The sequence below is a fragment of the Nocardia barduliensis genome, from assembly GCF_013315795.1.
In the GTDB taxonomy this organism is placed as follows: Bacteria; Actinomycetota; Actinomycetes; order Mycobacteriales; family Mycobacteriaceae; genus Nocardia; species Nocardia barduliensis.
The window spans coordinates 1-12,961 of the sequence record NZ_JABLTE010000159.1 but is presented as its reverse complement, the minus strand read 5'-3'; the positions used below and the strand labels follow the sequence as shown (position 1 = coordinate 12,961).

The 12,961-nt window shown below is 67.1% G+C and carries 11 protein-coding genes; 6 read left to right on the top strand and 5 right to left on the bottom strand.

Going from position 1 to position 12,961, the window contains the following annotated elements:
• Positions 1 to 148, top strand: a 148-nt coding sequence (locus tag HOV91_RS36140) for an integrase core domain-containing protein (protein ID WP_174189704.1), incomplete at its 5' end; no start/stop codon positions are given.
• A 156-nt stretch (positions 149 to 304) separates the two neighbouring features.
• Here the strand turns inward: HOV91_RS36140 and HOV91_RS36135 are convergent.
• From HOV91_RS36135 to dnaE, 3 genes are all read right to left on the bottom strand, one after another.
• Complete coding sequence (locus HOV91_RS36135) at positions 305 to 1,024, bottom strand: hypothetical protein (protein ID WP_174189703.1); 720 nt, start codon at positions 1,022 to 1,024, stop codon at positions 305 to 307.
• A 16-nt stretch (positions 1,025 to 1,040) separates the two neighbouring features.
• A complete protein-coding gene (locus HOV91_RS36130; RefSeq protein ID WP_174189702.1) occupies positions 1,041 to 1,685 on the bottom strand; it encodes a hypothetical protein in 645 nt (214 codons plus the stop codon).
• A gap of 288 nt (positions 1,686 to 1,973) precedes the next feature.
• Positions 1,974 to 5,522, bottom strand: a complete 3,549-nt coding sequence (dnaE, locus tag HOV91_RS36125) for a DNA polymerase III subunit alpha (protein ID WP_174189701.1) — start codon at positions 5,520 to 5,522, stop codon at positions 1,974 to 1,976.
• Between the two features lie 280 nt (positions 5,523 to 5,802).
• On the opposite strand from dnaE, the gene HOV91_RS36120 reads away from it, so the two are divergent.
• Together HOV91_RS36120 and HOV91_RS36115 are read left to right on the top strand one after the other, a co-directional pair.
• Entirely contained in the window at positions 5,803 to 6,279 is a 477-nt protein-coding gene (locus HOV91_RS36120) for a hypothetical protein (RefSeq protein ID WP_246351448.1), read from the top strand.
• Positions 6,280 to 6,554: 275 nt separating this feature from the next.
• The gene (locus HOV91_RS36115; protein ID WP_246351454.1) at positions 6,555 to 7,745 is read left to right on the top strand and encodes a sensor histidine kinase; all 1,191 of its coding nucleotides are present in this window, start codon (positions 6,555 to 6,557) and stop codon (positions 7,743 to 7,745) included.
• 41 nt (positions 7,746 to 7,786) lie between these two features.
• Here HOV91_RS36115 and HOV91_RS36110 read toward each other — a convergent pair whose 3' ends face one another.
• Both HOV91_RS36110 and HOV91_RS36105 read right to left on the bottom strand, forming a co-directional pair.
• Positions 7,787 to 8,227: a hypothetical protein gene (locus HOV91_RS36110; RefSeq protein ID WP_174189699.1), complete on the bottom strand. Its 441-nt coding sequence runs from the start codon at positions 8,225 to 8,227 to the stop codon at positions 7,787 to 7,789.
• Positions 8,228 to 8,673: 446 nt separating this feature from the next.
• Entirely contained in the window at positions 8,674 to 10,383 is a 1,710-nt protein-coding gene (locus tag HOV91_RS36105) for a DHA2 family efflux MFS transporter permease subunit (RefSeq protein WP_246351446.1), read from the bottom strand.
• Positions 10,384 to 10,413: 30 nt separating this feature from the next.
• Here HOV91_RS36105 and HOV91_RS36100 point away from each other — a divergent pair, with 30 nt between their 5' ends.
• The 3 genes from HOV91_RS36100 (at position 10,414) to HOV91_RS36090 (ending at position 12,936) form a co-directional block, all read left to right on the top strand.
• Positions 10,414 to 11,475, top strand: coding sequence for an AraC family transcriptional regulator (locus tag HOV91_RS36100; protein WP_174189698.1), 1,062 nt, complete (start codon positions 10,414 to 10,416; stop codon positions 11,473 to 11,475).
• Between the two features lie 301 nt (positions 11,476 to 11,776).
• Positions 11,777 to 12,574: a LytR/AlgR family response regulator transcription factor gene (locus HOV91_RS36095; protein ID WP_312884911.1), complete on the top strand. Its 798-nt coding sequence runs from the start codon at positions 11,777 to 11,779 to the stop codon at positions 12,572 to 12,574.
• Positions 12,571 to 12,936, top strand: coding sequence for a hypothetical protein (locus tag HOV91_RS36090; protein ID WP_312884910.1), 366 nt, complete (start codon positions 12,571 to 12,573; stop codon positions 12,934 to 12,936). The genes HOV91_RS36095 and HOV91_RS36090 overlap by 4 nt, the downstream gene beginning before the upstream one ends.
• Positions 12,937 to 12,961: the final 25 nt, after the last annotated feature.

Sequence of the window (12,961 nt, the reverse complement as noted above, 5' to 3'; positions counted from 1 at the left end):
CTTTGCCCGCCACTACCAGTCCGAACAAGCCAGACGAGCCGCCCTACCGGCCTGGCTCCACGCCTACAATCACCACCGGCAACACTCCGCCATCGGTAAGAAGACCCCCATCAGCCGATTGACCAACCTCCCTGGGCAGTACACCTAGAGCAGATCGAGCGGTGGCTCGATTTGTGAGGAGAGCCGGCCGTCGCGGACCGAGAAGCGCGCCTTGACCAGCACGGCGTCGATCAGGGACCGTGGGCGTTCGGCTTGCGATCCACGCACCGCAGATTGCGGAACATGAGGGCGAGCCGGACCTCGGTCAGGCTCTGGTGGTGGCACCCGACCCGGCCGGTCCCATCCAGGCACGCAGATCCACCACGGCATCGCAGTAGTCGTCGGTGTCGTCGAGAACCGGCTGGCGCTCGAGGTCGCCACTACGGGCCAGCGGCGCCAACTCTTGGGCGAGATACGAGTAGCCGATAGGGCGACCGTCGCTGCCGCTGACGGCCAGATCGATCCCATAGGTGCGGTCCGTGCGGGTCACACGGATATAGACGCGACAGTTGTCGGCCTCGGTGTACAGGAATCCAGCGAAGGTGTAGTCGTCGGCGAACCAGGGCAGGCCGCCGCCGACCAGTAGGCTGAACAGACTGAACAGGCGCTGGTCTCCCGAATCGGCCGAACCGGCGTAGTCGAATCCGGAATCGGCTGCGGCGAGAACGGTATTGCCGTGACTGTCGCGCGTCCCGTCCCGGTGCGCTGCCAGCAGGTGTGCGACAGCGGGCGCGACGGTGAACCGCGCGTGGTCGACAGCACCGGTGACATCGAGTAGCCCCCCATCCGGGGTCAGTTCGTAATCGACCGCAATCCCGGACCCCATTGTCGCGTCGGGCGACAGCACGATCCGGGCATGCCCGGAGCCCGCGCGCACCACCCCCCGCACCCTCGGCCCGACCGCAACCCCGGCCGGGGCAAGGACCAGTGGAATCGTGCGGCACAGCAGCAGATCGAACCGGCCATCGGCGTCTGCATCGGGCACCGTGTTACCTCCTGGGTCAGCGGATCGTGTTCACCCAACCGGGACACGAGTTCGTGCCTTCACAATATGCGGTGATCACCCCAATGTTCTTGCCGTCTGTGACCTTGTACACCCGATCGTCGGTAGCGCTGGCGGCCTGCACGATCACCCGCACCGTCAGCCGAACACCACCTCTGTTGTCCACCGCCAAGCTGGTGTACTCGGCGCGCGCACCGAACTCTTTGTCCGGGCGGTGGGTTTGGAAGGCCGCGTGGATCGGCACACGAGAGGTCAGGTTGTGTTCGAATGCATAGTGCGCATAGCCGAGGAAATTGTCGCCTTCCCGGACTGGGGTACTTACCCCGCGCAGATCGCGTTCATCCCACTTGATGATCGCCCACCCGTCGCTCTGCTGCCGCCGCATCGGGCTGCGCACCACCGTGGCAGATCTTGGTCCCGTCTCAGCCACGGCTTCGGCGGCGGTCGGCGCGGGCCGCCCCCAACGGGCGTGGTACTGCTCCGGCGACAAAAAGACCAGTTCGGGACCGGGCTGCGTCGCCGAAGCAACGCCTGCTGTGGTAATCACCAAGACCCCGGCACCGAACAGGCCCCGTAGAAGAGTGACCATCGTCCTGAATGAGCATCCGCGCCGGAAACACCTACGCAGCAACGAATCTTTCATCGCCAACCCCCCGAATCTTCAGAAATGACACCTGCGCGAGGACCCCAGCCGCAGACGCGATAAGGCCATGCTACGTATGCCACAACCGTTCTGGAGTCCAGATGACGGGAGCGCTACCACAGATGAATCACAGCTCTGCGCCGCAACGTCTGGTCGGCATCGGGGTATACAGCAGATAAGACCGACCATCTGCCGGTAACCCCCTTCGGCTCCCCGGATTGGCGGCAGTGATTGGTCAGACGAACCGAGATAGCCGCTGCGTGACGCGCGGTCGATGTACCCGCATGGTCAAGCAGTCAGACAACCTGGCCCGAGCAGCGCCTTGAGGTCGCCCATCAGGGCCGAGGACGGTGAGACGCGCAGGCGTTCGTCGAGTTTCAGCAGCGTGGTCTTGTCGCGGGCGCCGACGTGCCGGATATGGACATCCGAGGTGCCGGGGTGCCTGGACAAGACCCGCTTGAGTTCGCCGATCTTGTCCGGCGTGCACATCCGGGTGGTGACGGTGACCGCGAGCGGCTTGGCTACGCCGACGGCGGACAGGTCGGGGACGGCGAGATCGTTGGCGATCAGCGAGATCCGGTCGTCGCGGACCGAGACGCGCGCCTTGACCAGCACCACCGCGTCCTCCACCACGTCCATCCCGTACACCGAGTACGACTGCGGGAAGAACAGCACCTCGATGCCACCGGTGAGGTCTTCCAGCTGCGCGGAGGCCCAGGCCAGGCCGTTCTTGTTGATCCGCCGGTTCACCGAGGCCAGGATGCCGCCCACGGTCACCTGGGTGCCGTCCTTGATGTCGCCTTCCAGGATGGCGGGGATCTGCGTGTCGGCCTGGGCCGCGAGCACGTGCTCGACACCGTTGAGCGGGTGCCCGGAGACGTACAGGCCGAGCATCTCGCGCTCCAGCGCGAGCCGGTGCTTGGACTCCCACTCCTCGTCGGGCACCTTCACGTTGAACACGGAAGTCACCGACTCGTCCGCGTCCAAGCCGCCGAACAGGTCGAATTGACCGATCGCCTCGGCCTTCTTGGTGGCCATCACGGCATCGATGGCGTCGGAGTGGATCAGCATCAGGCCCTTGCGGGGATGCCCGAGCGAGTCGAAACCGCCTGCCTTGATGAGCGATTCGGTGACCTTCTTGCTGGCGGCGATCGCGTCGATCTTGTTCAGGTAGTCGGAGAAATCGGTGAACTTCGACTTCTCCTTCCGCGCCTGGATGATCGAGGCGACGACGTTCGCGCCGACATTGCGCACCGCGCCGAGACCGAAGCGGATGTCCTTGCCGACGGAGGCGAAGTTCTGCTCGGACTCGTTGACGTCCGGCGGCAGCACGGTGATGCCGAGGCGGCGGCAGTCGGAGAGGTAGACGGCGGCCTTGTCCTTGTCGTCACCGACGGAGGTGAGCAGACCCGCCATGTACTCGGCCGGATAGTTGGCCTTGAGGTAGGCGGTCCAGAACGAGACCAGGCCGTAGCCCGCGGCGTGCGACTTGTTGAACGCGTAGCCGGCGAACGGAAGGATGGTGTCCCACAGCGCTTTCACCGCGGCCTCGGAGAAGCCGTTGGCGGTCATGCCCTCGTGGAAGCCCTTGTACTCGGCCTCGAGCACCTCGAGCTTCTTCTTACCCATCGCCTTGCGCAGCGCGTCGGCCTTGCCCATCGAGTAGGAGGCGACCTTCTGCGCGATGAACATGATCTGCTCTTGGTAGACGATCAGGCCGTAGGTTTCGGCGAGGATGTCCTTGAGCGGTTCCTCGAGCTCGGGGTGGATCGGCTTGATCGGCTGCCGCCCGTTCTTGCGGTCGGCGTAGTCGTTGTGCGCGTTCATGCCCATCGGGCCGGGCCGGTACAGCGCGAGCACGGCGACGATGTCGTTGAAGCCGGTGGGCTGCATGCGGCGCAGCAGGTCGCGCATGGGGCCGCCGTCGAGCTGGAAGACGCCGAGGGTGTCACCGCGCGAGAGCAGTTCGTAGGTCGCGGGATCGTCCAACGGCAGGTTGTCCATGTCCAGGTCGATGCCGCGGTTGGCCTTGATGTTGTCCAGCGCGTCACCGATCACGGTGAGGTTGCGCAGACCGAGGAAGTCCATCTTCAGCAGGCCGATGGCCTCGCAGGACGGGTAGTCCCAGCCGGTGATGATCGCCCCGTCCTGGGGCCGCTTCCACACCGGGATGGCGTCCATCAACGGCTCGGAGGACATGATCACCGCGCAGGCGTGCACACCGGCGTTGCGGATCAGGCCCTCGAGGCCGCGGGCGGTCTCGTAGATCTTCGCCACGTCCGGGTTGCTGCCGATGAGCTCGCGTACCTCGGCGGCTTCTTTGTACCGCTCGTGGTCGGGGTCCATGATGCCCGACAGCGGGATGTCCTTGGCCATGATCGGCGGCGGCAGCGCCTTGGAGATCTGGTCGGCGATGGCGAAGCCGGGCTGGCCGAACTGGACGCGCGCGGAGTCCTTGATCGCGGCCTTGGTTTTGATGGTGCCGAAGGTGATCACCTGGGCGACCCGGTCGCTGCCCCACTTCTCGGTGGCGTAGCGGACCATCTCACCGCGACGGCGATCGTCGAAGTCGATATCGATATCGGGCGCGGACGGGCGCTCCGGGTTGAGGAACCGCTCGAACAGCAGGCCGTGCGGCAGCGGATCGATGTTGGTGATGCCGAGCGCGTAGGCCACCAGCGAACCGGCCGCCGACCCACGGCCGGGGCCGACCCGGATGCCGACTTCCCGCGCGTGCTTGACGAGGTCGCCGACCACGAGGAAGTAGGCGGGGAAACCCTTCTGCTTGATGACGTCGAGTTCGAAATAGGCGCGGGTGTAGTACTCCTCGGGCACGCCGTCCGGGAACCGGCGCGCCAAGCCGCGATCGACCTCTTTGCGCAGCCAGGAATCCTGGTCCTCGCCCTCGGGCACCGGGAAGACCGGCATGCGGTCCTTGAACGCCCACACGTCGTCGTAGGACTGGACCCGCTCGCCGATCAGCATGGTGTTGTCGCACGCGCCGGGCACCTCGGCGTCCCAGAGCGCGCGCATCTCCTCGGCGGACTTCAGGTAGTAGCCGTCACCGTCGAACTTGAAGCGCGTGGGGTCCGACAGCGTCTTGCCGGTCTGCACGCACAGCAACGCCTCGTGGTTGGCGGACTGATCCTTGGTGACATAGTGGCAGTCGTTCGTGGCCAGCGGCGGAATGCCCAGTTGCTTGCCGACGTTCAGCAAGCCCTCGCGGACCCGGCGCTCGATGGACAGGCCGTGGTCCATGATCTCGAGGAAGAAATTGTCCTTGCCGAAGATTTCCTGCCACTTGGCGGCGGCCTCCAGCGCCTCACGGTCGTGACCGAGGCGCAGGCGGGTCTGCACCTCGCCGGAGGGGCAGCCGGTGGTCGCGATGATGCCTTCGGCGTACTGGGCGATGATCTCCGCGTCCATGCGCGCCCACTTGCCCAGCTGGCCTTCGATGGAGGCCAGCGAGGAGAGCTTGAACAGGTTGCGCAGGCCGGTCGCGTTCTCGGCGACCATGGTCATGTGCGTGTAGGCGCCCGAGCCGGAGACGTCGTCGCCCTTCTGGCTCGGATCGCCCCACTGCACGCGCTTGGTGTCGAACCGGGAGGCGGGCGCGATGTAGGCCTCGATGCCGATGATCGGCTTGATGTCGTGCTTCTTGGCCGAGTTGTAGAACTCCGAGGCCCCGTACATGTTGCCGTGGTCGGTCATCCCGACCGCGCTCATCCCCAGCCGTTTCGCCTCGGTGAACAGTGGCGAGATCTTGGCCGCACCGTCGAGCATGGAGTACTCGGTGTGGTTGTGCAGATGGACGAACGATCCGGACGAGGCGGCCAAGACGGTCCTTCCTCCCAAGGTCTCGACGGGGGTTGGCTGGACCGATTCTAGGCGGGCGCACCGACTGGTTCGGACCGGCACGCGGGCACGACTCGGGCGCCCGGCGTGTCGGTGGGGAAGATCACCGGCGCGTCCTGGGGACTCGCCGCAGGACGGCCGATTTCCGCGAGTGTCGGAATCTTGCCGAATGCCGAAAGGCGCGAACGGTGGCCGCCGGGCGGCGGTAGGCTCTGCTTCCCTCCCCACGACGACGTCGAGCGCTTTCCGGGGACGGATGAGCATGGCAGGCAAGGATTTTCCCGAGATCGTGGAGGTGTCGATGAAATCGACGACAGCGCTGTTGATCGCTCCCGCCGCCGCGGTGGCCGCACTCGTGGCGACGGCCGCGCCCGCCGCGGCGGCCCCCGCCGCGTTCGCCACCGTGTACAGCCTGGCCCAAGGGCCGTGCGTGGGTCAGGTGCAGATGTCGGTCAACGGCAACGCCTACCCCAACCAGGCGGCGTTCACCGTGGGCACGACCCTGGTCGGCGCCGGACCGTGCACGCTGCCGCTCACGCTGAACTGGCGCAACGTCGACACCGGCCAAGAGGGCTCGTTCCAGGTCGTGGCACACGGCCCCGGTTACTGGGGCAACAGCGGCCACTCCGCACTGTTCGTGCCCGGCATCGGCAAGTTCACCGCGACGGTCACCGTCGGCGCGGCGCATTTCCCCTCCCCCGGCACCGTCGAGTTCACGGTGCCGAAGTACCAGGGCTGACGCCCGACCGGACCGCGCCGCCGCCCCGGTGACGGCGCGGTCCGTCCGTTCGTGGCCGGGTCTCGGCCGCAGACCCGCCGCTCTCGGCGACCGTCGGCATCGGACTGACCCGGCGCCCGGCGCCTGGAGTCCACCGCGCCCGACCCGCACCGCCGTCCGGATATGGAGCGGTCCCGCCGTCGCGGCCGGATCTCGGCCATAGACCTGCCACCGTGCCGCGCGGAATCCGGTCGACGCGATAATCGGCCCATGCAGTCCGTGCGCCGATGCCCACCATGACCACCGCGCTCGCCCTCGCGGCCGCGGCGGCGCTGATCGCCGGTGCGCTGCTGATCTGGTCGCGCACCCGCAGAGTGGTGACCACCCCCGCCGAGCGGGCGGTGCATTCGGCGCTGCACACCGCGTCGCTGGCGGCGGTCCCGCTGCGGCGGGGGCTGACCGAGCAGTCCGCGCGGGAGGCGGCGCCGCACCTGCGGGCGCTTACCGGCGCCGAGGCGCTCGCGCTGGCCGATCCCGACGGCACGCTGCTCGCCTGGGACGGCCCGCACGCCGAACTGGCCGAGTACTTCGGCGAAGCCGCCGCGCGCGCCGTCGCGGGCGAGCGTCCGGTGCTCGTCGCCGGACCCGGCCGGGGCGAACACGCGGGACGCACGCTGATCGCGCAACCGCTGCTCATCGAATCCAACGGCGTGGCCGGTGTCCTGGGCGTGGTGAGCACCGGACAGCCGGGACCGGGACGGCTCGGCGCGGTCGCCGAGGTGGCGCGTTATGCCTGCGGCCAGCTCGAATTGGCCGAACTGGACGCCTCGCGGGCCCGGCTGGACCGCGCCGAGGTACGCGCGCTGCGGGCGCAGATCAGCCCGCACTTCATCTACAACGCGCTCAACACCATCGCCTCGTTCGTGCGCACCGACCCGGCGCGGGCCCGTGAACTGATCCTCGAGTTCGCCGATTTCACCCGGTACTCCTTCCGCGCCGCGGGCGAGTTCACGGTGCTGTCGGACGAACTGCGCAACATCGAGCGCTACCTCGCGCTGGAACGCGCCCGCTTCGGCGACGCGCTCCAGGTCCGGTTGCGGATAGCGCCCGAGGTGCTCGGCGTGGTCCTGCCCTTCCTCGCGCTCCAGCCGCTGGTGGAGAACGCGGTGCGGCACGGGCTGGCGGGCACCGCCCACGGCGGCACGGTCAGCATCGTCGCCACCGACGCGGGCACCGACTGCGTGATCAGCGTCGAGGACGACGGCGTCGGCATGGACCCGGACCTGCTGCGCTCCGGCGCGCTGGACGCCGTCGACACCGGGCCTGCGGGCTCCGGCGAGTCCGCGCACGTCGGCCTGGCCAACGTCGACGACCGCCTGCGCGCGGCCTTCGGCGACGACTACGGCTTGGTCGTGGAGACCGCACCCGGCGCGGGCACGAAGGTCAGCCTGCGCGTCCCCAAATTCCGCGCGGGCATCCGTGCCTGAGTTCCAGCGCAACGCCCGGAAGCAGAGCTGACACCCGCTGGTCACGCCGACCGCCACGGCAGGAGCCGACGAACCGCCTTTCGTCCCGAGGTGATGTGCGGGGGTTGCGACATCAGGGAATCCTTGCCCCGAATACACCACCCGAACGCCACCCACCGGTCGTCGTCATCGGTGATCAGATACTCTTCGGCGCCCCCGAGAATGATCGCCTCGACCGCCGCGGCCGCCTGGGACGGCTTGTCCTCGAATTGGATTTCGTAGTCGGCGATGGCGCGGACGCACCAGCCCGTTTCGATGCGCACCGCGGCGTCGCCCATATCCACCAGTTTGATGTGTGGATTGGCCCCGCGGACTTCGGCTTCCGTGGACGAGGATCCGCTGGAGAGCACCAGGGTGCCGGGATTCGAAAACGTCTGGATGGCGTAGCGCTCGGCGATGGCAAACACCTCCGAGCAGAACATCTCCCATTCCGTCCCACTCACCCCAGCCTCCCAGCCCACTCGCAATCTTGCCCCGCCTCGGCACTACTTACCGCACGGATTCACCACCGTGTCCGAGTACTTCCACGCCGAGGACTGCGAGGGTACTCCCCCGTACACGCCACCCCCGCGAGCAGCCGTCCGGTACTCGGCCACGTCCTTCGAAATAGTGGAACCCGCATTGAGTGCGCCCACGGCTGGCGCGGTTGCACCGGCTACGGTTGATCTCGCGGCGGCTGGTCAGGTCGAGTTCGTGGCGCGACACACCGCCACGGTGAAGTGCCAGGTGGTCGTTCATGGCGGCGAGGCCATCGGGTCCATCACCGGCACCGGCACGGCAAAACGAAGCCGGCGTCGGTCGCGGCGGCTAAGCGCGGTCAGCAACGCACTCTCATGCCGATTTCCGTGCGCTTGTCGGCACACATCACCTACGCGGCCGTGCCTCTGGTTCAGACTGGGGGAGTTTTTGCGCGAAAGCCACCGGTCCCCGACGTGTCGTCCGCTTTGCCGTTGTCAGCCGCGGGCGAGTGAGCTGGACGAAGGAGCCAGCCCGCGATCGCGCCACCTGCCGCGACACCACCAGCGACAACGGAGGCCATGTGGAAGCCATCCAGGAAAGCCGACTTCGCAAGATCTACGAGTTGAACACCGCCGGGGCCGGGAACCACCCGCGCCGCATGAACACCGGACAGCATCGAATTCGTCGCCGCGGCGCGTGCCTGCTCAGGTAGCTGGATGGCGTCCAGGCCATCGGTCATCTTTTCCGAGTACACCGAGGCCAGGACCGAACCGAGTACCGCGACACCCAGCGTTCCGCCGAGTTCGCGACTCGTGTCGTTGACGGCCGACCCTGCCCCGACCTGCCCGGTGGACAACTCGTTGAGCACGGCAAAGGTAGCGGGACCGGAGACGAGCGCCACGCCGAGCGCCAATATCACCATGACCGGAGCGATGACGCCCCAATAAGACGTGTACATGTCGTAGCGGATGGTCAGCCAGAAGGCAGCGGCCATCACCAGCGACCCGATCGCGGCCACACGGAGGGCCCCGATCTTCGAACCCAACCACATACTGGGCCAGCCGAATACCGCCAACGCAATGGCGAAGGGCAAGGTACGGACACCCGTTTCGAACGGCAGATATTCTCTGACGCCCTGGAAATATTGCGTCATGAGAAAGACAAATCCCATCAGGGCGAACATGCCGAAAGTCAGCATCATCGCTGCCGTAGCGAAGGTACGGTCGCGGAACAGTCGCACATCGAACAACGGCGACGAAAACCGGTTCTCCCACACCACATATGCGCCGATCACCACTGAACCGATCACCAGCCCGGTGACAGTACGAAACGACAGCCAACCGTGGTTCGGCGCCTCGATCACGCTGTAGACGAAAACCGAGATACCGATCACCGACAGCACCGTGCCGCCGAAATCGAACGGGCCGACCTCAGGATTCCGACTCTGCGGGAGCAGAACCGCCGCGCCGATGAGGGCAATGGCGCCGGCGGGCACGTTGATCCAGAAGATCGAACCCCACGAGTAGTGGTGGAGCAGCCAGCCGCCGATCACCGGGCCGATCGCGGCGGCGGCTCCGGCGACAGCGGCCCAGCAAGCGACCGCGATTGCTCGTTCCCGCAGGTCGTCGAACATGATGACAGCGATCGCCAAGGTGGCCGGGAATACCAGAGCGGCAAAAAGTCCGAGGCCGGCCCGTGCGGCGATCAATTGTCCGAGATCGTTCGATGTCGCCGCGAGTGCCGACAACGCCGCGAAACCCACGATTCCGACGATGAGTATCGTTTTGCGCCCGAAGCGGTCTCCCAGATAGCCGCCGGTGAGCAGAAACCCGGCGAAAACCAGCGTGTACACGTCCACAACCATCTGCAATCCGGACGTGCCCGCACCCAAATCGGTGGCAATCGTCGGCAATGCGACATTCACGATGGTGTTGTCCACGAAAACCAGCAGTTCGGCGAAGCACAATGCCGCCAAACCGAGCCATCGAATCACCGGGGAATCCATCAGAGCGCCCTCCTCCTCTTTGCCGGACGGCGCCGAGCCGCCACTGGCGACCCTGCCGGCCACCTGCGCACCGAGCCGAATTCCGGCCCGCGTGACGCCACTGTATGAACCGTCGAGTGCGACCGGAATGCTCATTTGGGGCAGAATTTTGATAGTTTCGGGCCGGTGGAACGACCATCGTGGGACTTCAGACGCAGCATCATCGGAGTGCGTCACATGGTGCAGGTCGGCACCGATCACGGCGTCACGGAGCGTCGGCTGCTCGCCTCGACCGGCCTGCGGCCAGCTGATCTCGCTGCCGACGATCTGGAAGTCGAAGCGATCCAAGAACTCTCGGTCGCGCGCAACCTGGTGCAGACCATCGGCGACAGACCAGGGCTCGGCACGGAGGTGGCGAAGCGCTTCTCATTGGCCAGCTTCGGGTTGCTGGGCTTCGCGATGCTCAGCAGCCCCACTGCCGGTGAAGCTCTGCGGGTCGCACTGCAAACACTGCGGATCGGCAACCGGTTCGTCGATATAACTGTCAGTCTCAGTCAGACGGCGGGACGGATCGAATTCCGGGACGACACCCTTCCCGCCGACGTCCGCGCTTTTCTACTCGAACGTGACCTCGTGATCATCTTCGGTGTGATCGTGCTGCGTTGTCTCAGCCCGCGACTTGCCGACCGTCTCGGTGATACCCGCCTGGAACTGGCATTGCCCGAGCGCAGCGTGGCCACCATGACCGACGGCATGGCTGCGATGCTCTCCGACGTTTCGCACAACCCGGTCGACCGGGTTCCGATTTTCGCCGACCGGCTGAGCACGGCCCTGACGTTTCCCCTCGATCTTCTCGCCGAACCGATGTCGATGCCCGATCCCGCTACGGCCGCGCTGTGCGAGAAGCACTGCCTGGACCTTTTGCAGCAGCGAAGAGAGTGTGGCCGACTCGCCACCAGAATCCGCGCGGTGCTTCTCCAGCAGATCGGCACCATGCCTACGGCGGAGGACATCGCGAGGCGACTGAACATGGACCGTCGTACTCTGCATCGAAGGCTCGCCGGGGAGGGGACCAGCTTCCGAATCCTCAACGACGAAGTCCGCTGCGCACTCGCGATCGACATGCTCAGTGTCCTCGGGCTCACTGTGCAGGAAACCGCGATCCGCCTCGGATACTCCGGTCCCGCGGCGTTCAGCAGGTCGTTTACCCGGTGGACCGGCCACCCGCCGAGTACCTACCGCCAGTGAACACTTCCATCGACGCGCAGATCACGATCGACCTCAGCGATGGCTTGACATCTCCCATTCCGTCCCACTCACCCCGGCCTCCCAGCCCACTCGCAATCTTGCCCCGCCTCGGCACACCGCAGAGGCACTGACAAACGGCACTGCACCCCGCTCCCGGTATACGGGCCATGAGGAGGCAGCGCGCGGCGCCCGGAGGCAGAGCGGTCATCCGGGCATGAGGATTCAGCGCGCTCACGCCGGAGAGTGGAGCCGGTGGCATGCTGTTCGCGGCCCGAGGGCGGACCCTTACGATGGAGCGATTGTGACCCGCGTTACCGGCAGACCGGCGGGCGCGCTGCGCGTGCTCGCCGTGGACGACGAGAAGCCCGCTCTGGACGAGCTGGTGTATCTGCTGCGCGCGCGGGCGGAGATCGGCGAGATCCACGCGGCGGGCGACGCCACCAGCGCGCTGCGGGTGCTGCGCGCCCATCCGATCGACGCGGTGTTCCTGGACATCAACATGCCCGGCCTGGACGGGATGGAGCTGGCGGGCATCCTCTCGGAGTTCGCCACCGCGCCCGCCGTGGTCTTCGTGACCGCCCACGACGACCGGGCGATCGCGGCGTTCGACCTGGGCGCGGTGGATTACCTGCTCAAGCCGCTGCGCGAGGCGCGGCTCGCGGAGGCGGTGCGGCGGATCGCCGCCGCGCGCACGGCCCCGCACCCGCCCGCCGCCGAGGCGCGCACCGATCCGAGCGAGGTCATTCCCGTGGAGTTGGGCGGGGTGACCACGTTGGTGCCGAGGTCCAGCGTGAGCTGGGTGGAAGCCGACGGAGACTACGCGCGGCTGCACACCAGCGGCGGATCACACCTGGTGCGGATTCCGCTGTCGGCGCTGGAGGCCCGCTGGCACGACGCCGGCTTCCTGCGGGTGCACCGGTCGTATCTGGTGGCGCTGCGGCTGGTCACCGGGCTGCGCACGGTGGGCTCCGGAACGGTGGTGTGCCTGCGGGCCGAGGGCGACGCGCAGGCGGTCGAGTTGCCGGTCAGCCGAAGACAGGTGCGCGAGCTGAAACACCGGCTGGTGCACCGACCCCGGCAACACTGGGGCACTCAGTGACCTCGCCGCAGCGTCCGGTGCGCAGGCGCGTGGTGCTCTCCGAGCGCCGTGGCGCGCGGCGGGTGCGCACCCGGGTGGAGGTCGCCGAGCAGACCGAGTTCGGCGAAGCGCTCATCGGGGGTCTCATCCGGGCGCAACTCGGGCTCGCGCTGCGCGTCGGCTTGGTGAGCATCGCGCTGCTGTGCGCGCTCCCGGTGCTGTTCCGCACCGGCTCGATCGGCTCGATGACGGTGCTGGGCATCCGGTTGCCGTGGCTGCTGCTCGGCGGGTCCGTGTACCCGTTGCTGTTCCTGATCGGCCGGACGTATGTGCGTCTGGCCGAACGCAACGAGCAGGACTTCCTCGAGTTGGCCGAGGACTGACCGTGCGCCCGGCCCGGCCCACCTC

Excerpts from the sequence above, each read along its gene's own strand:
- HOV91_RS36120 (WP_246351448.1), top strand. The coding sequence starts at position 5,803 with ATGGCAGGCAAGGATTTTCCCGAGATCGTGGAGGTGTCGATGAAATCG.
- HOV91_RS36105 (WP_246351446.1), bottom strand. The coding sequence starts at position 10,383 with ATGAGCATTCCGGTCGCACTCGACGGTTCATACAGTGGCGTCACGCGG.
- HOV91_RS36115 (WP_246351454.1), top strand. The coding sequence starts at position 6,555 with ATGACCACCGCGCTCGCCCTCGCGGCCGCGGCGGCGCTGATCGCCGGT.
- HOV91_RS36130 (WP_174189702.1), bottom strand. The coding sequence starts at position 1,685 with ATGAAAGATTCGTTGCTGCGTAGGTGTTTCCGGCGCGGATGCTCATTC.